The organism is Nonomuraea sp. NPDC005983 (assembly GCF_040614375.1).
Taxonomy (GTDB): Bacteria; Actinomycetota; Actinomycetes; order Streptosporangiales; family Streptosporangiaceae; genus Nonomuraea.
Window position 1 is genome coordinate 14,314 of sequence record NZ_JBEXUP010000045.1, and the last position, 19,453, is coordinate 33,766.

A 19,453-nucleotide genomic window follows, 5' to 3' on the forward strand; every position below is an offset into this window, starting at 1 on the left:
GTCCGGCGAGGACGTGAGACGCTGTCGGCGCCCGTCCGGCCTGGACCCGAGACCGGCGGCGTCGATCCGGCCTGATGACCCTTGCGTGAGACGCCTGTGGCCACGGGGTGAGGGAAGGCTTTCCCCGGGCCGTCCCTGGCCGGTGATTGTCGGTGTCGGCGCGTAGCGTCGCGCTTGTGAACCGTACCGACCGGCTCTACGCGCTCGTCGAGGACCTGCGCGCGATCTCCCCACGCTGTCGATCCGCCCGCGAGCTCGCCAAGCGGTTCGAGGTGAGCGTGCGCACGATCGAGCGCGACCTCGCCGCGCTGCAGGAGTCGGGGGTGCCGATCTACGCCGAGCCGGGGCGCAGGGGCGGTTACGCCATCGACAAGAAGATGTCGCTGCCGCCGCTCAACTTCACCCCCGCCGAGGCCGTCGCGATCGCCGTGGCGCTCAGCCAGGCCGGCGACCAGCCCTTCGGCAGGCAGGCCCGCAGCGCGTTACGCAAGGTCGTCGCCGCCATGCCTGGGCCGGAGGGCGAGCTGGCCAAAGAGCTGGCCCGCCGGGTCCAGCTGGTCAGCCTGCCGCCTGACCACGCCCGCATCAACCCGCTCGGCGCCGAGGGCATCTCGCGCACGATCGAGGAGGCGCTGCTGCGCCGCCGTGTGCTCAGGCTCGACTACGCCGACGCCAAGGGCGCGCTGACCTCGCGCGACGTCGAGCCGGGCGTGTTCCTGGGCGGGCGCGGCGGCTTCTGGTACCTGGTCGCCTGGTGCCGGCTCCGCGACGACGTCCGCGTCTTCCGCCTCGACCGCATCGCCTCGGCCACCGTCACCGCCGAGCGCTGCCCCGACCGCCCGCTCGAAGGGTTCGCCACCGAGGTGCCGGAGATGGTCGTCCACGGCACGCTGCTCGACTAGTCAGTCGAAAACACCGACATAGGGTTGTCGCTCACTCGTTAGATCGTTTCTTTGTTCGAGAAATGTGAGAGCGGCGGGCGGCAGCGCCTTCGCCCGCGATCGGGATCTTGAACAGGAGATGATGATCGTCGCAGGCCGGTGAGGCACCTTCCCCGCCGACCCGGTTCCGCGTACGGGCCGCTCCCGGCGAGTGGCCACCCTGGCCCTGGGCACGCCGCCGACCGCCGAGTGGCGGCGCGTCCAGGGCTCAGAAGTTGGCCGTGGCCAGCCAGCGGTCCAGCCAGGCGCGGTCGCCGAAGACGGCGAGCGCGTCGGGGCTGCGCCTGCCGTACAGCAGGAGCAGCAGGTCGCCGGCCGAGCCTCGGACGGCCGCGTCGCCCTTGGCGTGGCCCGGCTCCCAGGCGATCCTGCCCGCGGGGCCCTGGGTGATCGTCCACTCGCCTGGCGAGTCGGTGGCGTGGAGGTGGATCGTGGCCCCCTCGGCGCCCAGCTCTGCCAGGCGTTTGGTGACCCAGCCCGCGTACGGGAGGTTGTCGAGGAACTCCTCGATGCCGTCGAGCGCCGCCGCCTGTGGGATGACCGGTTCCAGGCCGAGCGCCAGTTCGGCGTCGGCCCGGTGGATCACCAGCTCGAAGAGCATCCGGCGGGCCCAGAATTCGGCGTGCTGGTCCTTGCCCCAGCTCCACAGCGGCGTGTCGGGTTCGGTGGCGCGGAACGCGGCCAGGAGGTCCGCGGTGCCGGCCGCGAGCCAGGCCGGGTCGCCGCTCTGGCCGGGCGCCAGGCCGTTGGGCACGTCGCGCGGCCAGATGCGCGCACGCGTCCTGGTGGTCAGGATGTGCCGCACCCACCGGTGCGTCGTGCCGACGTGGGTGACCAGGTCGGCGAACGTCCAGCCGGGGCAGGCGGGCACCGGCGTCGCGGGGTCGGCGCCGGTGGCCAGCTCGACGAGGCGCGCGGCCTCCGTCTCGACTTGCTCACAGTAGTCCGTCATCCGACCGACACTAGATCAGGTGGCGGCGCAGGTGGTGCCCTTCACGGGCACCTTCCCGTTGAGCAGGTAGGTGTTCACCACGCCGGTCACGCACTTGTTGCCCGAGGTGTACGCGCCGTGCCCCTCGCCCTCGTACGTCACCAGCGTGGCGGTCTTGAGCTGCGCGGTCAGCTTGGGCGCCCACTGGTACGGCGTGGCCGGGTCGCCCTTGCCGCCGACGACCACGATCGGCTTCGACCCCGTCGCGTCCACGTGCCGGGCCTGGTCGCTGCCCCCGGCCGGCCAGAACCGGCAGAGCCCGCCCGGGCCCTCGCTGCCGAACAGCGGCGAGATCTTCAGCGCGGTGGCCTCGGTGCGCCGCAGCAGCGCCTCGTCCGGCCGCTCGGTGCTGTCCACGCAGGTGATCGCCGGGAAGCTGGAGAGCTGCGTGGAGTACGTGCCGTCCGGGTTGCGGCCGGTGTAGGTGTCGGCCAGGTACATCAGCCCCCCGCCCTTGCCGTTTTTCATCGCGTGCGAGAGGGCGGTCTCCAGGAACGGCCAGGTCAGGTCGGAGTACAGCGCCGCGGCGATCGCCGTGGAGGCCAGCCCCTGGGTGAGCTGGCGGCCGTTGACCGGCAGCGACTTGGCGGCGAGCTGGTGCAGCAGCTTCTCGATGTTGTCGTCGGCCGCCTTCGCGTTGGCACCGAGGTCGCAGCCCTCCTTGACGCACCACCTCAGGAAGCTCTCGTAGGCCTGCTGGAAGCCTCTCGTCTGGGCGATCGCGCGCTGCTCGAAGTCGACCGTCGGGTCGAGCGGCGCGTCGAGCACCATCCGGCCGACGTTCTCGGGGTACTCGGTGGCGTAGACCGCGCCGAGCTGCGTCCCGTACGACATGCCGAAGTAGTTGAGCTTGGGGTCGCCGACCGCCTGGCGGATGCGGTCCATGTCGCGGGCCGCGTTGATGGTGCCGACGTACGGCAGGACCTTGCCCGCGTCACGCTCGCACTGCTGCGCGAACTGCTGGTTGGCCGCCCTGCCCTTCGCGCGGGTCTCCGCGTTGATGGGCAGGGTGTTGAGCGCCGCGTACGCGTCCATCTCCGCGTTGGTGCCACAACGCACGCCCGCGCTGCGCTGGACTCCGCGCGGGTCGAAGCTGACCAGGTCGTAGCGGGTGCGCAGCACGCCGAACGCCTTGGACGCCTGGTCGAGGGTGTCGACGCCGGACGCGCCAGGCCCGCCGAAGTTGAACACCAGCGACCCGATCCGATTGTTCGGGTGGGTGGCGGAGAGCTTGATGAGCGCCAGGTCGATCGTGTCGCCGTTCGGCTTGGAGTAGTCGAGAGGGACGGTCACCTTGCCGCACCTGACCGTGGGGTCCGCCTGAGCCGGCGTCGCGCCCTGCGGACGCCTGATATCCGTGCAGGGGCCCCAGGCGACCGGCTTGGCGGTGACGGCGCCTTCCGGGTCGGCGTCGGGCGCGGCCGGTGCGCTGGCGCAAGCGGAGACAGCTGCCGCGATCACGGTGACGGCGGCAAGGACATGGCGCATACAACATCCCCCTCGAAGTGTTTCAGGGGGAAGTAGTGCCCACAATACGCGCCACCGTCACCCATGGGGACAGTGGCGCGCGTGCCCCGTGCAGGCGCTTTCCGTAGGACCGCGCGGGCGCGGCGGCGCCCCCGCGAAAGAGATTTCGCGGGGGCGCCGATCTGCTGCCTCAGACCCCCATCGACTGGGTGTCGTTGCTCTCCGCGCCACCGGCCTCGGTGACACCGTTCTTCAGGTGGTAGCGGGCGATCGCCTCACGCAGCACCTCGCCGTCGAGCTCGCCCCGCTTCACGAGCTGGGTCAGCACGGCCAGCGTGATCGACGCGGCGTCGACGTGGAAGTGCCGGCGCAGCGCCGAGCGGGTGTCGGACAGGCCGAACCCGTCGGTGCCCAGCGAGGACCAGTCGCCCGGCACCCACTGCGCGATCTGGTCCTGGACGGCCTTCATGTAGTCGCTAACGCCCACGAACGGCCCCTGCGCCCCGGACAGGACCCGCGTCACGTACGGCACGCGCTGGTCGGCGTCGGGGTTGAGCAGGTTGTGCTCCTCGCACGCCAGGGCCTCGCGGCGCAGCTCGGACCAGGACGTCGCCGACCATACGTCGGCCGACACACCCCACTCCTCGGCCAGCAGCCGCTGCGCCTCCATCGCCCACGGCCCGGCCACGCCCGACGACAGGATGTTGGCCTTCGGCCCCTGCGTCTGCGGCCCGGCGGCGAACTTGTACAGGCCCTTGAGCAGGCCCTCGACGTCGATGTCCGCCGGCTCGGCCGGCTGGAGGTAGGGCTCGTTGTAGACCGTCAGGTAGTAGAAGACGTCTTCCGGCTGCTCGCCGTACATCCGGCGCACGCCGTCCTTGACGATGTGCGCCACCTCGAACGCCCACGACGGGTCGTAGGAGACCGCGGCGGGGTTGGTCGAGGCGATGAGCGGCGTGTGGCCGTCCTCGTGCTGCAGGCCCTCGCCGTTCAGCGTGGTGCGACCCGCGGTGGCGCCCAGCAGGAAGCCGCGGCCCATCTGGTCGCCCATCTGCCACATCTGGTCGCCGGTGCGCTGCCAGCCGAACATCGAGTAGAAGATGTAGATCGGGATCATGTGCTCGCCGTGCGTGGCGTACGACGTGCCCACGGCGATCGCCGAGGCCATCGAGCCCGACTCGCTGATGCCCTCGTGCAGGATCTGGCCCTCGGTGGACTCCTTGTACGACAGCAGCAGCTCCCTGTCGACGGCCTCGTAGGTCTGGCCGTGCGGCGAGTAGATCTTCGCCGTGGGGAACATCGCGTCGAGGCCGAACGTGCGGGCCTCGTCAGGGATGATCGGCACGAACCGGTGGCCGATCTCCTTGTCGCGCATGAGGTCCTTCAGCAGGCGGACGAACGCCATCGTGGTGGCGACCTGCTGCTTGCCCGAGCCCTTGCCGAACGTCTTGTAGACGTCGTCGCCGGGCAGCTTGACCGGCTTGGCGCGGACGACCCGCTTGGGCAGCACGCCGCCCAGCGCCGCCCGCCGCTCCTTCATGTACTCGATCTCGGGGTCGTTCTCGCCCGGGTGGAAGTACGGCGGCAGGTCACCCTCGAGCGCGGAGTCGGGGATCGGCAGGTACAGCCGGTCGCGGAACTCCTTCAGCTCGGCCTTGCTGAGCTTCTTCATCTGGTGGGTGGCGTTGCGGGCCTCGAAGTCCTTGCCGAGGGTCCAGCCCTTGATGGTCTGCGCCAGGATGACCGTCGGCTGGCCGACGTGCTCGCGGGCCGCCTTGAACGCCGCGTAGACCTTGCGGTAGTCGTGGCCGCCGCGCGACAGCTTGCGGATGTCGTCGTCGGTCAGGTGCTCGACCATCTTGCGCAGGCGTGGGTCGCCGCCGAAGAAGTTGTCGCGGATGTAGCCGCCCGACTCGACCGAGTAGGTCTGGAACTGCCCGTCGGGGGTGGTGTTCATCTGGTTGACCAGGACGCCGTCGACGTCGGCCGCGAGGAGCGGGTCCCAGTCGCGGCCCCAGACGACCTTGATCACGTTCCAGCCCGCGCCGCGGAAGTACGACTCGAGCTCCTGGATGATCTTGCCGTTGCCGCGTACCGGGCCGTCGAGCCGCTGCAGGTTGCAGTTGATGACGAAGGTCAGGTTGTCGAGCTCCTCGCGGGCGGCCAGGCCGATCGCGCCGAGCGACTCGGGCTCGTCCATCTCGCCGTCGCCGAGGAAGGCCCAGACGTGGCTGCGGCTGGTGTCCTTGATCTGGCGGTTGAGCAGGTAGCGGTTGAACCGCGCCTGGTAGATCGCGCCGATCGGGCCCAGACCCATCGAGACGGTCGGGAATTCCCAGAAGTCGGGCATGAGCCGCGGGTGCGGGTAGGAGGGCAGGCCGTGGAAGCCGTGCGACAGCTCCTGGCGGAACGCGTCGAGCTGGGCCTCGTTGAGGCGCCCCTCAAGGTAGGCGCGGGCGTAGATGCCCGGCGCGGCGTGACCCTGGAAGAAGACCTGGTCACCCGACTCGCCGTGGTCCTTGCCGCGGAAGAAGTGGTTGAAGCCCACCTCGTACAGCGAGGCGGCCGAGGCGTAGGTCGCGATGTGGCCGCCCACGTTGGTGCGGGCGTTCGCGCGGGACACCATGATCGCCGCGTTCCACCGGATGTAGGCCCGGATGCGCCGCTCGACGTGCTCGTCGCCGGGGAACCAGGGCTCCCGCTCCGGCGGGATCGTGTTGATGTAGTCGGTGCTGCGCAGGCCCGGCACGCCGACCTGGTGCTCGCGGGCCCGCTCCAGCATGCGGAGCATCAGGTAGCGGGCCCTGGTGCGGCCCTCCGTCTTGACGACGTTGTCGAGGGATTCGAGCCACTCGTTGGTCTCACTGGGGTCGACATCAGGCAGCTGGCTGGGTAGGCCGTCGCTGATGATCGAGAAACGCTGGCGTCCGGAAGCCACTGGGTCTCGCCTTCCGAGGATGACTGATGTCTGGTCTGGGTCGCCTTCCATCCTGGTCGCTCGCGGTAGAAAGTGCATCTCTACTGGCGGGTAACCACGGTGTCCCTGCTGGCAGGGCCGTTACCGGTGGCCTAGACCACCGATGGTCGGACGAATCGACACCAAAGGTTACATCTCACCGCCAATTTAACAAGCGGGGAAAAGCTACGAAATTTCCCACAGTGCCGCGAAGAGGGACATTGGCGCCCACGTCGGCAGACATGCCGCGCGAGTCTAACCGTCCTCCTCGGAGGTGCCTCCTGTGGGGCTGCCAGGGCCTCGCCCACTGAGCCCCGCCATCCCCATCGGGCCACTCCTGCCCATGCAAGCGCGTCGCGGCACCCGTGACCCGGCGCCATCGCGTGAGCGGCGTGTAACGTTTGGGTCATCATTCGCCCTCCCCGCACGGAGGGGAGGAAGTTGCCCCTTTTCCTGCGTTCCCGGCCGTACCAATGTGGTGAGTATGAACGCGACGGTAGGCGACCGGCTCCTTGTGCACGGGAACACCGTTGGGGAGAGGGATCGGGGCGGGGTGATCATCGAGGTCCACGGCGTGGACGGCGGGCCTCCGTACATCGTGCGCTTCGACGACGGGCACACCGGGCTGGTGTTTCCCGGCCCTGATGCGGTCGTTGTGCCTCAGTAGAATCTGTGTGTGAGATCTCAGATCATCTCCGTGGCCACGGGCTCACGAGAGACGGTGCACGACATCACCTCGGAATGCGCCGAGTTCGTGCGGGCTCAGGAGGGAGACGGGCTGCTGCACGTCTTCGTCCCGCACGCGACGGCGGGCGTGGCGCTGATCGAGCTGGGGTCGGGAAGCGACGACGACACGCTCGCCGCGCTGCGCGATCTGCTGCCCGCCGACGACAGGTGGCGTCACGCACACGGTTCGCGTGGTCACGGCAGGTCACACGTCATGCCCGCGTTCATCCCGCCGTACGCGACCGTCCCGGTTCTGGGCGGCAGGCTGGCGCTGGGCACGTGGCAGTCGATCGCGCTGGTCGACCTGAATGTCGACAACCCGCAACGTCAGGTTCGTCTGTCGTTTTTGTCGGATTGATTCTGGCTGACTACGGCCGTACCCGTGGCGACCGTTGACGACTGAGGGTCACAGCGTGTGGACTGTCCCGAAGCGATAAACCGCATATGCGGGGCCACTCAAGCAGGAGGGATAAACGTGAGCGCGACCGCGGGTCAGGCGCAGGGCGAGCGCGGCCTGGCCGAACGACTCGGCCTGAAGCCGGGTCAGGTGGTGCAGGAGATCGGTTGGGACGAGGACGTCGACGACGAGCTTCGCGACTCCATCGAGGACCTGACCGGTAACGAACTGCTGGACGAGGAGACCGACGACGTCGTCGATGTGGTGCTGATGTGGTGGCGCGACGGCGACGGTGACCTCTTCGACGTCCTCAGCGACGCCATGCGATCACTCGCCGAAGGCGGCCAGATCTGGCTGCTGACTCCCAAGGCCGGGCGCGACGGCCACGTGGAGCCGAGCGACATCGGGGAGGATGCCACTACCGCAGGTCTTTCGCAGACCAGCAGCATCTCCGCCGCTCCAGACTGGTCCGGAACCAGGCTCGTCTCGCCGAAGGGCCGACGCTAGGGAGACGCTAGGGAGCCAGAGCGCCTGCCATGCGGCAGGATGACAGGCGTGAACGAACGTTCTGCCGAGGTCGGCGCCCTAGCTCCAGACTTCGAACTCCAGGACCAGCACGGCACTCCGGTGATGCTCTCCAGCTTTCGGGGGAGGAAGGTCGTGCTGGTCTTCTACCCGCTCGCCTTCAGCGGGGTCTGCCACGGCGAGTTGTCGGCGCTGCGCGCATTCGACGCCGACGCGCAGCTCCTCACCGTGTCCGTCGACTCCATGTTCACTCACCGTGCCTGGGCGGACCAGGAGGGTTACGCGTTCCCGCTGCTCTCCGATTTCTGGCCACACGGACAGGTCGCGCGGGCGTACGGTGTGTTCGACGAGACGAAGGGGTTCGCGAAGCGGGGGACCTTCGTCATCGACGGCGAGGGCGTGATCCGGTGGTCGGTGGTCAATCCGATCGGCCAGGCGCGCGACGTCGCCGACTACATCAAGGCACTCGCCGACATTTCTTGACATCGGAGGAAGCGATGCCCTGCTACCGCTGCGGGGCCCGGCAGACCGACCCGGTCCGTGGCGCGAGCCCCTGGAAGCGCGGGGTCCGTCACGAGGCGCAGGTGCTCATCTGCCCGGACTGTCAACGGCTGCACGACCTCGACCTCGACACCTGCGGTACCTGCGCGTCCACCTCGCTGATCTGCCGCCTCGGTGAGGTGGAGTGCCGGGCCTGCGGGTCGGTGCGCCAGGCGCGGGCCGACGCGTTCGTCACTCCCTGCGCCCCGCCGGGGCTGTCCGCAGAGGTGGAGGCGGCGCTCAACCGCGTCCTCGGACGCGCCTGAGCCCCTGCAGGGCGGCGAGGAATCCTGGAGCTCATCTTTCCGGACATTCAGTGAGCTGCGCTATCGTCTCCTTCCGTGTCCGCAAAGAGTTCGTTCGTCGTCGCACTCGACGTCGGTGGGACGTCCATGAAGGGCGGCCTGGTCACCGAGTCCGGCGCCGTGCTGCTGAGCGAGCGCCGTCCCACCCCTCGCACCGAGGGCCCGGACGCGGTCGTCGCCGCCATCCGCGACTTCATCAGCCACCTCGCCGCCTCCGGTGAAGGCGTCCCGGCCGGCGTGGGCCTCGCCGTCCCCGGCCTGGTCTCGGCCGACATGGCCGTCTACGCGGCGAACCTCGGCTGGCGAGACGTCCCGGCGACGGACTTCACGTCCCTGGACGTCCCGGTCATGCTCGGCCACGACGTGCGCACGGGCGGGCTGGCGGAGAGCGTCATGGGCGCGGGCAGAGGCGTCCAGGACTTCCTCTTCCTCCCCATCGGCACCGGCATCGCCGGAGCCATGATCGTCGCCGGCGAGCCGTACGGCGGCGCCTCGGGCTGGGGCGGCGAGATCGGTCATATCCCGGTCTTCCCCGACGGCGAGCAGTGCGCCTGCGGCCAGTTCGGCTGCCTGGAGACCTACGCGTCGGCCGCCTCGGTCGGCCGCCGCTACAGCCTCCGAGCGGGCCTCGAGAACGTCCGTGCGGAACAGGTCGTCTCCTCCGACGACCCCGTGGCGATAGAGATCTGGGACGAGGCCGTGGAGGCCCTGTCTCTGGCGCTCGCCACGTACACCCTCCTCATGGACCCCACCATGATCGTCCTGGGTGGCGGGCTGGCGGAGGCGGGCCCCGCCCTCTTCGATCCGGTCCGTACCCGCCTCGTCAAACGCCTCGCCTTCCGCTCCGCCCCGCCGCTGATCCCGGCGGCCCTCGGCGTGGACGCCGGCATGCTCGGCGCCTCCCTCCTGGGCTGGCGCGCAGCAGGCCGCCCCGAACTGGGCCCGGGCTGGGCGCTGGATGTGCGATCGGAGCCGTTGGTGTCGTAAGGTGTAGTGCCGATCAGGGGCGGTTAGCTCAGCGGTAGAGCACTCGCCTTACAAGCGAGGGGTCACTGGTTCGATACCAGTACCGCCCACCAGCCAGAAGCCCCGTTTCCGATCAAGGAAACGGGGCTTCGTGCCATTAGCGTGCCATTAGCCCATGCGGGGAGCACTCCCGAGGTCCGTCATCGTCGTCCGGGTTGTCCTCGATGATCATGGCGTTCAATCGCGTCGGCGATCTTGCGGTCTGCTTCCGCTGTGCTGTGCTGGTAGATCAGCGCGGCGCGTACGGAGTCGTGTCCCATCCGCTGTATGAGATCTTTCAGCCGTTCCAAGCGTGCGTGCGCGAAGTTCAGGAGGAACTCGGCATCCAGCCACGCATCGGGGACCTACTCGTCGTCGACTGGGCACCACACCCCAAGGAAGGCGACAAGATCCTGTTCATCTTCGACGGCGGAATCCTCAGCCCCGAGCTACAGAGCAGGATCACATTCCCCGACGGAGAACTGTCCGGCTACGACTACCACGCACCCGAGGAACTCGACGGCCTACTGATCGAACGCTCCTTCGTCCGTCCCATGCCCGAACGCCGAACCATCCTCATTGCCGACCGCAACCGGCCCGACCTCGCCGCCCCCGGCAACCACGCCGACGTCCAAGCCTTCGGCTGGGACCTCGCCCAACGCGACCGCGAACCAGAGACCCCGCTCTTCACCAGAGAGAAGAGCACTGCCAACCGAGACCTCGCGATCATGGTCAGCGTCCGGCCCGGCCACCCGATCATCCACCGCCGCAGCATGTGGCACCGAGGGCACACCGCCGCCATCCGCGACGCACCGGCCCGCCTAGAGATCAACTAGGTCACCTTCCCTGGGTTGGGCCGCGGCTTTGATGTTGCGGACGTTCTGAGTCGTGGTGCGCCGGACGATGCGGACGTCGTCGGGCAGCCGGATGGCCAGGGTGGTACCGCTGCCGTGCACGGTGCGCATCCTGCGGGGGTGGAGGTGTCCCAGGGCGACCCGCAGCGGCCGGCCGCGGGCTGGGGCAAACCCGTGATCGTGCACCGGCTGCCGCTCGACCAGGCCGCCGAGGCCCACCGGCTGCTGGAGGCCAGGCGGCTACCTTGGCAAGATCCTGCTCGCCGTCTGGCCGGCCTCGCGTTCAGCCTCCTGGAGCCGCCGCCACTTCGCCATCGACCGGTTGATCTCCTCGCGTATGAACGCGAAGAACCGGCGGGTCTCGTCCAGCCGCCGCCCGGCGGGGGAGTCGAGACCCAGGAGTGCGGTGCCCTCGTCGGCGCCGACCTGCACCCGGGCCAGCATCGGGTCGGACTGGCTGACGAAGTGGCTCCAGGTGTGCTCGTGGATCCGGCAGAAGTCGTGCCGGGTGCCGGGTTCGCGGCCGCGTTCGACCAGCCGCACCTGCACCAGGTATTTGACCGCCCCCGAGATCGCCGACGCGCCGACCTCCAGTTGCTCGGCGAGCTCGGCGGCCGACAGCTTGCCGGAGTCGGTGACCAGCAGCGCGGCGTACACGCGCGAGGCCATCCGGGGCATGCCGTATTCGACCATGATCTGCGCGAACCGTTCCCGGAAGACGGCGATGGCGCCCTCGTCCGCTCGCGTCACCGAAGCTCCCTTCCTCGTCGTGGCCTCAACAGTTTAAAGCTATTCATGGACTTCACGAAATTCGTGAAATGCGAGTAATGTCGTTGTCGTGAAGGACACTGAACTCGTCGGAGTGCAGAAGACCCTCAGCCCCGTCCTCAGGGCCAAAGCACTGGACAACCGACTGCCGGACCCGATCCTCGGCGACGAATACGCTGAGCAGGCGATGCGCCGCCTCGACCCCGACTACGACAACCGCAGATTCGGCACCAGCCAGATGGGCCTCGCCGCCGTGGTGCGCGCCAAGGCCCACGATGACTGGGCCCGAAGCTTCCTCGCCGACCACCCCGACGCGGTGGTGCTGCACCTGGGCTGTGGCCTCGACGCCCGGGTGTACCGGATCGACCCGCCCGCCACCGTCGACTGGTACGACCTGGACTACCCGTCCGTCATCGAACTGCGGCAACAATTCCTGCCGCCGCGCGAGCACTACACCCTGATCGACTCCAGCGTTACCGACCTGACCTGGCTGGAACGCATCCCCCGCGGTCGACCGGTGCTGATGATCGCCGAGGGGCTGGTGCCCTACCTGGCCGAGACCGACGTCCGGCGGCTGCTGACCAGCGTCGTCGACGCCTTCCCCGCCGGCCAAATACAGTTCGACACGGTGCCGGTCTGGGCGTGGCGAACCTCGAAATGGGACCCCTCGCTGCGCAAATACGACGCACAGTTCCACTGCGGCTTCAACGACCCTGCCGCGCTGGCCGATTGGCACCCGCGGCTCGAATACGTCGACGAGGCGCCGATGAACGACTCACCGGTGCTGATGGCCAAGGCGCCCGCGAATATACGCCGCATGTACCGCTTCATGAACCTGCTGCCGGGCATGAAACGGTCCACCCGCATCGTGCGGTTCCGGTTCTAACGCGCCGACGTCAGTACTGCGGCCGCTCGTCGCGTTATCGACCAGCGCGTCATTCCCGCCCCCGAAACGTGCCGCGTGCAAACAACGCATCACGAGACGCTGGAACACGGCACCAGTGTCTAGCATGTCTTGGGAGTCCACTGTCAAGCGTGTCCCGGGACAGGACAGACGTCTGTCGGCGGGGGCTCAGAGTTTGTCGCCCTACGCCGTGCCATGCTCGATGCGCAGGTCACCAGCCAAAGGCTGGCGGAGCGGTGTGGGGTGGATGTCAAGACGGTAGAACGCTGGCTGCAGGACGAGACTCGCGTACCGCACCTTCGACACCAGTGGTCCGCCGCAGAGGCGCTAGGAGTTGAAACAGCCGTGTTATGGCCAGACGTTATTCGCAATACGGTTAAAACCGGGCCGGACCGAGAAGTTATGACCGTTTACCCGTATCGTTCCGCATGCCCGAAATCGATCTGGCGGAATCTCATCAACGCGGCACGGAACGAGATCGTCTTTGCCGGTTTCATCAATTACTTCCTGTGGCTGGAACACCCCAACCTGGCCAAGGTCCTCAAGCGGAAGGCTCAGCAGGGGTGCAAGATCCGGTTCCTGGTCGGCGACCCGGAGAGCGACGTCACCCGTCGACGTGAGGAAGTGGAGAACGTCCCCCTGACCGTCTCCACGCGCATCCGGATCACGCTGTCGGAGATCGAGCAGCTACGCGATGTCCCGGGAGTCGAGGCCAGGTACGGCGACGAGCACATCGCCATGAGCGTCTTCCGGTTCGACTCGGAGATGCTTGTCACTCCGCATCTGGCCAAGCTCGTGGGGCATGACTCGCCGATGCTGCACCTGCGCCGGTACCAGGACGACGGCCTCTTCGACCGGTTCGCGTACCACGCCTTCGAGTTGTGGAGCAACGGCCGCGATGTGTGGCGGCAAACCCAGACCGCGCCTCAGATTCTGAGTGACTAACTGGGTGACAATCGCCCCGGACCGCCATGGACTCTGGTGGGCGAGCGTGGACCACATGTGCAGGTCAGCAGCAGGATAGGGCCTGATCGAGACCCCTCCGAGTGTGCCTTACAAGCGAGGGGTCACTGGTTCGATACCAGTACCGCCCACCAGCCAGAAGCCCCGTTTCCGATCAAGGAAACGGGCTTCGTGTCATTAGCGTGCCATTAGCTCACGCGGGCGAGCACTCCCGAGGGTCTGTCATCGTCGTCCGGGGTGTCCTTGTTGATCATGGCGTTCATCGCGTCGTCGATCTTGCGGTCGGCCTCCGCCGTGCTGTGCTGGTAGATCAGTGCCGCGCGTACGGAGTCGTGTCCCATCCGCTGCATGAGGTCTGCACTCGGGCTCGCCGGGTGTCACCCCCGCTGTGTGAGCCGAGCGTCCGGTTGAACCGGTTGAAATGGTCTATGTGTTTATCGCACAGGCTGAACGTTTCCTGCAGTTTGAGGCGGCATTGGCGGGGGATGAGCGGTATGGCTACAGAAAGTAGTCGAACCATCACTGAAAGGAGTCATCATGCGTTGGCTCGCGTCCATGCTCGTTTCCCTGTTCGCCGTTGCCGCGGCAGGTCTGATGTCGGTGAGCGGAGCCGCTACCGCACAGGCCGCCACCGCTTCTGGCTCGGCCGACCGGGGCCCGGTCGCCCAGGCCGTCGTGTTCGACGACGATTTCGAGGACGACGATGAGGACGACCAGCAGCGCCTCGTCAAGAAGCTGGAGGTGCTCGACTTCTTCGACATTGGGTAAGGACTTTCGACGTACACGGCGATCCCTTGTCAGTCCTCAGCCCGGGACAGGCGCCGTCGTGTGGCCAGGCGGCCGATGGAATCGGCCGCCTGGCTGCCGTTGCATGCCCGACGGGGCGGTGACTCACTGTTCCCCAGGGGGAGCCAGGGACATGTCAATCCCCTCAAACCGTGGAGACCTGCGGGAAACCGGATCAAGGCCCACGCCTTCTGTCATCGGCCTGCTAACGGCCCATCCAAGGTCTCCGCTCAATGACTCAGCAGTCTGCGATGTCACAGATCTTGGCCGCCATGGCTCGGGCGTCCCTGAGGAGTGGCTTGACGCTCGTCCTGGTCGGCCGGCGGAGGTAGACGTACACCGCGTTCGCGGTGCGCGCGATGATCGCGTCGTCGTCCTCGATCCCGCCGTCCCTCGTGGTGAAGGTCCGCCAGCTCTCCTCACCCACGCTCACCCTGGTCAGCGTCCGGGTGAACCCCTTGCGGTGGCCGCAGCGCTTCCACGCTGCCTTGAACTCCCGCAGGGCGCGCCTGGCCATGGCGGGCGTGGAGTACAGAATGACCTGCTCCTTCAGCCCCGTGGTCTCCTGCCAGCTGCGCTCGACCGTCCTGGCCGCCACCCGGCCCGTCCTGCCTACCTTCGGGTCGCCGCGCACGCCGTCCACGCGGCTGCCCCTGCACGGGCTGACGGCGAACCACTGCGCGCGCTTGCCGTCGACCCACCAGTAGTCCTCAGGGTCCTGTTCGCCGATGGTCTTGTGCTCGTAGAGCAGGAAGGCTCGGGGGATCTCGCCGCTTGCGGCGAGAACGGGGGTGGCTGTGGCGGTGAGCGCCAGTAGCGAGGCCACGACGGTGATCGTCTTGAGCATGATGTTAGGACGCTGCTGCTCGTGGGAGGGTTCGGCTTTCGGGCGAGATTGTCGCGCATGACGCAGGCGAGAACAGCGGTCCGCGGTAAAACCGATCGGGGCCCCTGGTCACCGGGGCCGGTAGCCCCTCCTTTTACGGCTGGCCGGCCCGGCCCGGCGGCCGGAGCCATTCTTTGCGGGCTTTTGTGCCTGCCGCTGCGCCGGTTTCTCCGCAGGGGAGGCGGGGGTACGGCCCCGCGAGCTGTTCACTGTCCGGCCGCGGACGATGCCGATGAAATCCTCCACCAGGTCAGTGGTCGCGTCCGTCGGCCAGGCCAGCGCGACCCCAGACTGCGGCGCGTCCAGCACCGGCCGGTAAGTGAGATCCCTGCGGTGGTGCAGGCGTGCCAGCGACTGCGGAACCAGGAGAAGCCCAGTGCCGGCCGCTACCAGCTCGACCGCGTTCGCCGTTGTGGCCGGGCGTGTGAACGCGGGCAGCCCGGGCCGGACCGTCCACTCGATGGTGTCGTCCAGAGGATGGAGCACCTCGTCGTCGGTCAGGTCGGCGATGGTCACCTCATCGGCGGCGGCCACCGCGTGATCCTTGGGCACCACGACCACCGTGGTCTCCACGTAGAGAGGAATCACGCTGAGCCCGTCCCGGTCGACCGGCAGCCTGACAAGTCCGGCGTCGGCGCCGCCGTCCCGAAGGAGGCCCACCACCTCGGCGGCGGGAACCGCGACCAGGGTGATCGGCACACCGGGCATCCTCTCGGACCAGATGTTGACCCATTTCGCGGGTGTCACCCCAGGCACGTACGCCAGCCGGAACACCTTGGTCTCCCCATCAGTCACTTCCTCAGAGTATCCATGTCATGGAAACCCGTTCCGACTGACTACGCTTGACGCCATGACCTCGCCCAAACCGAAGACCATCCAGACAATGAAGCCCGAGACCGCGGCCAAGAAGCTGGGTGTCCTCCTCTCGGCCACTCCCGCCGAGTTCCAGGCGGGTGTCGTCTCCAGGGACGAGCTGAACAAGTTGCAGTCGACGCCACCCGCCTGGCTCGCTGACCTGCGCCGCAACGGCCCGCACCCCAAGCAGGTCGTCGCGGCGAAGCTCGGGGTCTCCATTTCCGGCCTGATCAGAGGCGGGATCACCGGACCGCTCACCACCGCTGAGATCGACGCGCTGAAGGCGGAGAACCCGGCGTGGCTGGAGCGCGAGCGGTCCATCCAGGCCGAGACCCGCAAGGAAGCACTCCGCCTCAAGCAGCGCTAGACAGCTGAGATCCCGCACGTCTCCGACCCGAGACGAGCCCGTCGATTGAGCCGCCGAGAGGTCCTCGTTGCTCCGAGGAACCAGAGAGCTGACGCACTGGGGCTGGGGCGAACGCTGAACCCGTCCGGGCTTGGTGGCCTCGGCCAGGGGCTCGGTGTAGCGAATCGCCACCGAAGTGCACGGGCCTGGCGGGCCGTCGTGGAGACGAACGCCGTCCGCCTTCAGAAGGAGGACTCTGGCTTATCGGCCGGTCGGCCCGGCCAGTGGGCGGAGGGCGGAGATCGGCGTCAGGCAGGATCCGATCGCCCTGTGGCGTCCCTAGTGTCGGATCATGAGAGCTGATCTGGGTGTCTTCATGAAGGCGGTCGTGCGCAGGCCCGCGGTGATCGGGGCGTTCGCGCCCACCTCTGAGATGCTGGCCACCCAGCTGATCGAGGTGGTCCCGAGAAGGGGCGCCCCGACCGTGCTGGAGCTGGGCCCTGGGACCGGCGCGATCAGCGGCCTCATAAGGTCGCGGCTGCCGGAGGACGCGCGTTACGTCGCCGTCGAGGTCGATCGGGCGATGGTCGATCACCTGGTGGCGACCAGGCCGTGGCTGGAGGTGCTGCACATGAACGCCGCCGAGCTGGCCTCCCGCATCGGCGCGGGCGAAGTGGACGCGGTGGTGAGCGCGCTGCCCTGGACGCTCATCCCCGAGCGGACGCAGGGGCGGATCATCGAGGCGGTCGCCAGGGTGCTGGCGCCGGGCGGGAGCTTCACCACGATCGCCTACCTGACCGGCACTCCGTTCGGGCCGGGCAAGCGGTTCCGCCGGCGGCTCGGCGCGGCCTTCGACGAGGTGCTGACGACCAGGACCATCTGGCGGAACCTGCCCCCCGCGCGGACGTATGTCTGCCGACGCCCCATCACACCCGAGCCGAACGGCGCACGCCAAGGGGAGTAAGGTTCCACCTCGGCCCGCTGAGACCGAGTTGTGAGTGATCAGCCGCGGCTCGCTTCACCTCCCCGTCAGCGAGGGAAGTCCGCCGTCTTGTCGAGTCGCTGTCGTGAGTCCGCAGGCTCGGTAAAGAGCACGATCGAAGAAGACGGCATGATCTCCGATCGTGCAGGATTCACACGACCACGTGACGCCGAGCGATCGACCGCCTCCGCTGCTATCCACAGCTTTTGCTATCCACAGCCTTGGCATGGCCGTGCGCGCCGACCGGTAATCGGTGCATCGCGGAAGTGGGCCCCTACCGCCAAAAGCTGGATCGTCACGTGGTTCTCTGCGCTCGGAAAGGGAACGGGATATGCCGCAAGAGGAAACAACCGCGCGCGTTGCCGTGCAAGCACCGAGACCAAGGCTACGTGTCAGGAAACTGGGGCGAGCCGCCATCAGCGCGTTTGTCGCCCTGGTGGCCCTGTTCACCATGACCGCCGGCGCCGACGCGAGTGGGACGCCGAAGGAGCCCACCGAGGGTCCGGCGCTCTTCGCGCCCGGCTTCAGGCACGGGAAGGTCGCTGTCGAAGGCGGCACCCTCCACTACGTCAAGGGCGGGTCGGGCCCGGCCATCGTGCTCCTGCACGGCTGGCCTGAGACGTGGTTGATGTGGCGCAAAGTCATGCCCGAGCTCGCCCGCGACCACACCGTGATCGCGTTCGACCTACCGGGGCTGGGAGACTCCACCGTACCGGCCGGCGGCTTCGACAAGGTCACCATCGCACGGCGGATTCGCCAGGCCGTCAATCAGCTGGGCTTCCGCCAGGTGCAGCTCATGGGTCACGACCTCGGCACCTTGGTCGCCTACCCCTACGCACGCGACTTCCCTGCCGAGGTGACCCGCCTCGCCGTGATCGAGGCGCCGCTGTCCGGCTTCGGGCTTGAGGACCTGTACAGGCTGAGCTGGCACTTCCGGTTCAACTCGTCTCCCGCACCGATTCCCGAGCGGATCATGGACAACGAGGACGTCAGCACCTACCTCGGCATGATCTACGACTCCGGGTCTTACCGGCGGGATGTCATCGACCGCGAGCTGTACTACGCGGCCTACTCCGATCCGGCCAAGCGGAGCGCGGGGTACGGGTACTACCGGGCGTTCGCCGGGGACGCGGAGAACAACAAGGCCAACGCGGCGAAGCGGCTGCCCATGCCGGTGCTGGCGATTGGCGGACAGTACTCGTTCGGGGGCATCGCCGACTCCTTCCGCAACGTCGCCGACGACGTTCGTTCCGCGGTGGCGCCCGACTCCGCGCATTTCGTCCCCGAGGAGAATCCGACCTTTGTGAGCGCTTGCGCAAACCTCTTCTTCGGCGCCCAGAACACCCCGCCGTCGCAGCCCGAACTCGCCGGGTGTGCGCGGTAGCGCTGACAGCGATCCAAAGTCTCTGACCATAGGCCGTGTCGAACGCCGGCCTATGGTCAGATCTATTTTTTGGGGGCAACGGCCCTGCTTGCGCGGTTGATCTCGTCGCACCGCACGCTGACGATCCTGCGGTCTGCTTCCGCCGTGGTTCTGCGAGTCCGCGAGGACGGTCACGGGCGCGAGTTCTGCAACGTGAGAGCCGACGGCTATGAGTCCGCATGGCTTCCCGCTCACCCTCTTGTCATCTAGAGTGACGGAGTCGTTACTCAACGTAGAGATGAGGGATGTTGAACCACAAGCATGTCGCCGCCGCCGTACTGAGCTCCGCGCTCGCCGGGATCGTCTTGACGGCGGGCACGGCCGCCGCCCGCGCAGACGACCACGACCCCGCGACGGCCAGCGCTGTCACCACGCAGACGCAACCCCTCGACCCGCAGGTGGAGAGCGCCGACCCGCCGGGGAAGGGCGGAAAGGGCGAAGGCAAGGGCCACGGGAAGGGGCACGGGAAGGGCAAGGGCGGCGAGACGGGGGGAGCCGGAGGCCGATCCTCCGGATGAAGACCCCCATAGGCGCGTGGTGACCACAGGGGCCTGGCCTGGCCGCTGAAGGTCGTCAGGTGCGGGCGCCGCGCATGACAGCCCGTGAGAGCTGACGATTTCCCCACGCGCGGCGCCTGACGTGGGATGATGAGGGGAAGATGACTTCTTCCCCTCCTTCCCTGATCGATCTTTTCTGCCTGCAGGCCAACGGCGAAAGGATCATGTTCATGCCCGCGGTGTGGCCCGTCGTCATGGACTGCGACGACGCCGAAGAGCACGCACTGCGGGTGTTGAACATGGTCCGGGAGATTCGCGCGCAGCGACACGCCTGAC

General features: G+C 67.9%; 24 protein-coding genes and 1 tRNA gene. 17 read left to right on the top strand and 8 right to left on the bottom strand.

Features of this window, described 5'->3' with window-relative positions; all coding sequences use genetic code 11:
• The first annotated feature begins 176 nt into the window (after positions 1–176).
• A complete protein-coding gene (locus ABZ297_RS20760; protein ID WP_355348345.1) occupies positions 177–902 on the top strand; it encodes a YafY family protein in 726 nt (241 codons plus the stop codon).
• Positions 903–1,149: 247 nt separating this feature from the next.
• On the opposite strand, the gene ABZ297_RS20765 is transcribed toward ABZ297_RS20760, so the two are convergent.
• The 3 genes from ABZ297_RS20765 to aceE all read right to left on the bottom strand — a co-directional run bounded on the left by ABZ297_RS20765 (position 1,150) and on the right by aceE (position 6,337).
• A complete protein-coding gene (locus ABZ297_RS20765) occupies positions 1,150–1,893 on the bottom strand; it encodes a maleylpyruvate isomerase family mycothiol-dependent enzyme (RefSeq protein WP_355348348.1) in 744 nt (247 codons plus the stop codon).
• Positions 1,894–1,908: 15 nt separating this feature from the next.
• The gene (locus tag ABZ297_RS20770; RefSeq protein ID WP_355348351.1) at positions 1,909–3,420 is read right to left on the bottom strand and encodes an alpha/beta hydrolase; all 1,512 of its coding nucleotides are present in this window, start codon (positions 3,418–3,420) and stop codon (positions 1,909–1,911) included.
• A 169-nt stretch (positions 3,421–3,589) separates the two neighbouring features.
• Positions 3,590–6,337 carry a pyruvate dehydrogenase (acetyl-transferring), homodimeric type gene (gene aceE / locus ABZ297_RS20775; RefSeq protein ID WP_355348354.1) on the bottom strand — a complete coding sequence of 916 codons (2,748 nt, stop codon included), beginning with the start codon at positions 6,335–6,337 and terminating at the stop codon, positions 3,590–3,592.
• A gap of 502 nt (positions 6,338–6,839) precedes the next feature.
• Between aceE and ABZ297_RS20780 the strand changes: the two genes are divergently transcribed.
• The 8 genes from ABZ297_RS20780 (at position 6,840) to ABZ297_RS20815 (ending at position 10,689) form a co-directional block, all read left to right on the top strand.
• Entirely contained in the window at positions 6,840–7,022 is a 183-nt protein-coding gene (locus tag ABZ297_RS20780) for a DUF1918 domain-containing protein (RefSeq protein WP_355348356.1), read from the top strand.
• 9 nt (positions 7,023–7,031) lie between these two features.
• The gene (locus ABZ297_RS20785) at positions 7,032–7,439 is read left to right on the top strand and encodes a secondary thiamine-phosphate synthase enzyme YjbQ (protein WP_355348359.1); all 408 of its coding nucleotides are present in this window, start codon (positions 7,032–7,034) and stop codon (positions 7,437–7,439) included.
• Between the two features lie 117 nt (positions 7,440–7,556).
• Positions 7,557–7,985 carry a DUF3052 domain-containing protein gene (locus tag ABZ297_RS20790; protein WP_355348362.1) on the top strand — a complete coding sequence of 143 codons (429 nt, stop codon included), beginning with the start codon at positions 7,557–7,559 and terminating at the stop codon, positions 7,983–7,985.
• A gap of 48 nt (positions 7,986–8,033) precedes the next feature.
• On the top strand, positions 8,034–8,486 hold the full coding sequence (locus ABZ297_RS20795; RefSeq protein ID WP_355348365.1) for a peroxiredoxin: 453 nt from the start codon (positions 8,034–8,036) through the stop codon (positions 8,484–8,486).
• A 14-nt stretch (positions 8,487–8,500) separates the two neighbouring features.
• Positions 8,501–8,809 carry a hypothetical protein gene (locus ABZ297_RS20800; RefSeq protein WP_355348368.1) on the top strand — a complete coding sequence of 103 codons (309 nt, stop codon included), beginning with the start codon at positions 8,501–8,503 and terminating at the stop codon, positions 8,807–8,809.
• 75 nt (positions 8,810–8,884) lie between these two features.
• A complete protein-coding gene (locus ABZ297_RS20805; RefSeq protein ID WP_355348371.1) occupies positions 8,885–9,835 on the top strand; it encodes an ROK family protein in 951 nt (316 codons plus the stop codon).
• A gap of 17 nt (positions 9,836–9,852) precedes the next feature.
• Positions 9,853–9,927: transfer RNA gene (locus ABZ297_RS20810), tRNA-Val, on the top strand.
• Positions 9,928–10,044: 117 nt separating this feature from the next.
• Positions 10,045–10,689, top strand: a complete 645-nt coding sequence (locus ABZ297_RS20815) for an NUDIX hydrolase (RefSeq protein ID WP_355348374.1) — start codon at positions 10,045–10,047, stop codon at positions 10,687–10,689.
• Here the strand turns inward: ABZ297_RS20815 and ABZ297_RS20820 are convergent.
• Both ABZ297_RS20820 and ABZ297_RS20825 read right to left on the bottom strand, forming a co-directional pair.
• Positions 10,675–10,809, bottom strand: coding sequence for a hypothetical protein (locus ABZ297_RS20820; RefSeq protein WP_355348377.1), 135 nt, complete (start codon positions 10,807–10,809; stop codon positions 10,675–10,677). The genes ABZ297_RS20815 and ABZ297_RS20820 overlap by 15 nt on opposite strands.
• 138 nt (positions 10,810–10,947) lie before the next feature.
• Complete coding sequence (locus tag ABZ297_RS20825) at positions 10,948–11,457, bottom strand: MarR family transcriptional regulator (protein ID WP_355348380.1); 510 nt, start codon at positions 11,455–11,457, stop codon at positions 10,948–10,950.
• An 88-nt stretch (positions 11,458–11,545) separates the two neighbouring features.
• Between ABZ297_RS20825 and ABZ297_RS20830 the strand changes: the two genes are divergently transcribed.
• Both ABZ297_RS20830 and ABZ297_RS20835 read left to right on the top strand, forming a co-directional pair.
• On the top strand, positions 11,546–12,361 hold the full coding sequence (locus tag ABZ297_RS20830) for a class I SAM-dependent methyltransferase (RefSeq protein WP_355348383.1): 816 nt from the start codon (positions 11,546–11,548) through the stop codon (positions 12,359–12,361).
• Positions 12,362–12,574: 213 nt separating this feature from the next.
• Positions 12,575–13,324 (top strand): hypothetical protein, encoded by a 750-nt coding sequence (locus ABZ297_RS20835; RefSeq protein WP_355348386.1) that lies wholly within the window; start codon positions 12,575–12,577, stop codon positions 13,322–13,324.
• A gap of 206 nt (positions 13,325–13,530) precedes the next feature.
• Here ABZ297_RS20835 and ABZ297_RS20840 read toward each other — a convergent pair whose 3' ends face one another.
• Positions 13,531–13,683 (bottom strand): hypothetical protein, encoded by a 153-nt coding sequence (locus ABZ297_RS20840; protein WP_355348389.1) that lies wholly within the window; start codon positions 13,681–13,683, stop codon positions 13,531–13,533.
• A gap of 196 nt (positions 13,684–13,879) precedes the next feature.
• On the opposite strand from ABZ297_RS20840, the gene ABZ297_RS20845 reads away from it, so the two are divergent.
• A complete protein-coding gene (locus ABZ297_RS20845; protein WP_355348392.1) occupies positions 13,880–14,110 on the top strand; it encodes a hypothetical protein in 231 nt (76 codons plus the stop codon).
• Positions 14,111–14,366: 256 nt separating this feature from the next.
• On the opposite strand, the gene ABZ297_RS20850 is transcribed toward ABZ297_RS20845, so the two are convergent.
• Both ABZ297_RS20850 and ABZ297_RS20855 read right to left on the bottom strand, forming a co-directional pair.
• On the bottom strand, positions 14,367–14,975 hold the full coding sequence (locus ABZ297_RS20850) for a hypothetical protein (RefSeq protein ID WP_355348395.1): 609 nt from the start codon (positions 14,973–14,975) through the stop codon (positions 14,367–14,369).
• A 108-nt stretch (positions 14,976–15,083) separates the two neighbouring features.
• Positions 15,084–15,809, bottom strand: a complete 726-nt coding sequence (locus ABZ297_RS20855) for a LysR family substrate-binding domain-containing protein (protein ID WP_355348398.1) — start codon at positions 15,807–15,809, stop codon at positions 15,084–15,086.
• 55 nt (positions 15,810–15,864) lie between these two features.
• On the opposite strand from ABZ297_RS20855, the gene ABZ297_RS20860 reads away from it, so the two are divergent.
• The 5 genes from ABZ297_RS20860 (at position 15,865) to ABZ297_RS20880 (ending at position 19,452) form a co-directional block, all read left to right on the top strand.
• Positions 15,865–16,236, top strand: a complete 372-nt coding sequence (locus ABZ297_RS20860) for a DUF5997 family protein (protein ID WP_355348401.1) — start codon at positions 15,865–15,867, stop codon at positions 16,234–16,236.
• Between the two features lie 331 nt (positions 16,237–16,567).
• A complete protein-coding gene (locus ABZ297_RS20865; protein ID WP_355348404.1) occupies positions 16,568–17,179 on the top strand; it encodes a methyltransferase domain-containing protein in 612 nt (203 codons plus the stop codon).
• 454 nt (positions 17,180–17,633) lie between these two features.
• On the top strand, positions 17,634–18,581 hold the full coding sequence (locus tag ABZ297_RS20870; protein WP_355348407.1) for an alpha/beta hydrolase: 948 nt from the start codon (positions 17,634–17,636) through the stop codon (positions 18,579–18,581).
• Between the two features lie 284 nt (positions 18,582–18,865).
• Positions 18,866–19,138 (top strand): hypothetical protein, encoded by a 273-nt coding sequence (locus tag ABZ297_RS20875; RefSeq protein ID WP_355348410.1) that lies wholly within the window; start codon positions 18,866–18,868, stop codon positions 19,136–19,138.
• A gap of 140 nt (positions 19,139–19,278) precedes the next feature.
• Positions 19,279–19,452 (top strand): hypothetical protein, encoded by a 174-nt coding sequence (locus ABZ297_RS20880; RefSeq protein ID WP_355348413.1) that lies wholly within the window; start codon positions 19,279–19,281, stop codon positions 19,450–19,452.
• Position 19,453 lies beyond the last annotated feature (1 nt).

Excerpts from the sequence above, each read along its gene's own strand:
- ABZ297_RS20765 (WP_355348348.1), bottom strand. The coding sequence starts at position 1,893 with ATGACGGACTACTGTGAGCAAGTCGAGACGGAGGCCGCGCGCCTCGTC.
- ABZ297_RS20770 (WP_355348351.1), bottom strand. The coding sequence starts at position 3,420 with ATGCGCCATGTCCTTGCCGCCGTCACCGTGATCGCGGCAGCTGTCTCC.
- ABZ297_RS20780 (WP_355348356.1), top strand. The coding sequence starts at position 6,840 with ATGAACGCGACGGTAGGCGACCGGCTCCTTGTGCACGGGAACACCGTT.
- ABZ297_RS20800 (WP_355348368.1), top strand. The coding sequence starts at position 8,501 with ATGCCCTGCTACCGCTGCGGGGCCCGGCAGACCGACCCGGTCCGTGGC.
- ABZ297_RS20815 (WP_355348374.1), top strand. The coding sequence starts at position 10,045 with ATGGCGTTCAATCGCGTCGGCGATCTTGCGGTCTGCTTCCGCTGTGCT.
- ABZ297_RS20835 (WP_355348386.1), top strand. The coding sequence starts at position 12,575 with ATGCTCGATGCGCAGGTCACCAGCCAAAGGCTGGCGGAGCGGTGTGGG.
- ABZ297_RS20840 (WP_355348389.1), bottom strand. The coding sequence starts at position 13,683 with ATGGGACACGACTCCGTACGCGCGGCACTGATCTACCAGCACAGCACG.
- ABZ297_RS20845 (WP_355348392.1), top strand. The coding sequence starts at position 13,880 with ATGCGTTGGCTCGCGTCCATGCTCGTTTCCCTGTTCGCCGTTGCCGCG.
- ABZ297_RS20850 (WP_355348395.1), bottom strand. The coding sequence starts at position 14,975 with ATGCTCAAGACGATCACCGTCGTGGCCTCGCTACTGGCGCTCACCGCC.
- ABZ297_RS20860 (WP_355348401.1), top strand. The coding sequence starts at position 15,865 with ATGACCTCGCCCAAACCGAAGACCATCCAGACAATGAAGCCCGAGACC.
- ABZ297_RS20865 (WP_355348404.1), top strand. The coding sequence starts at position 16,568 with ATGAGAGCTGATCTGGGTGTCTTCATGAAGGCGGTCGTGCGCAGGCCC.
- ABZ297_RS20875 (WP_355348410.1), top strand. The coding sequence starts at position 18,866 with ATGTTGAACCACAAGCATGTCGCCGCCGCCGTACTGAGCTCCGCGCTC.
- ABZ297_RS20880 (WP_355348413.1), top strand. The coding sequence starts at position 19,279 with ATGACTTCTTCCCCTCCTTCCCTGATCGATCTTTTCTGCCTGCAGGCC.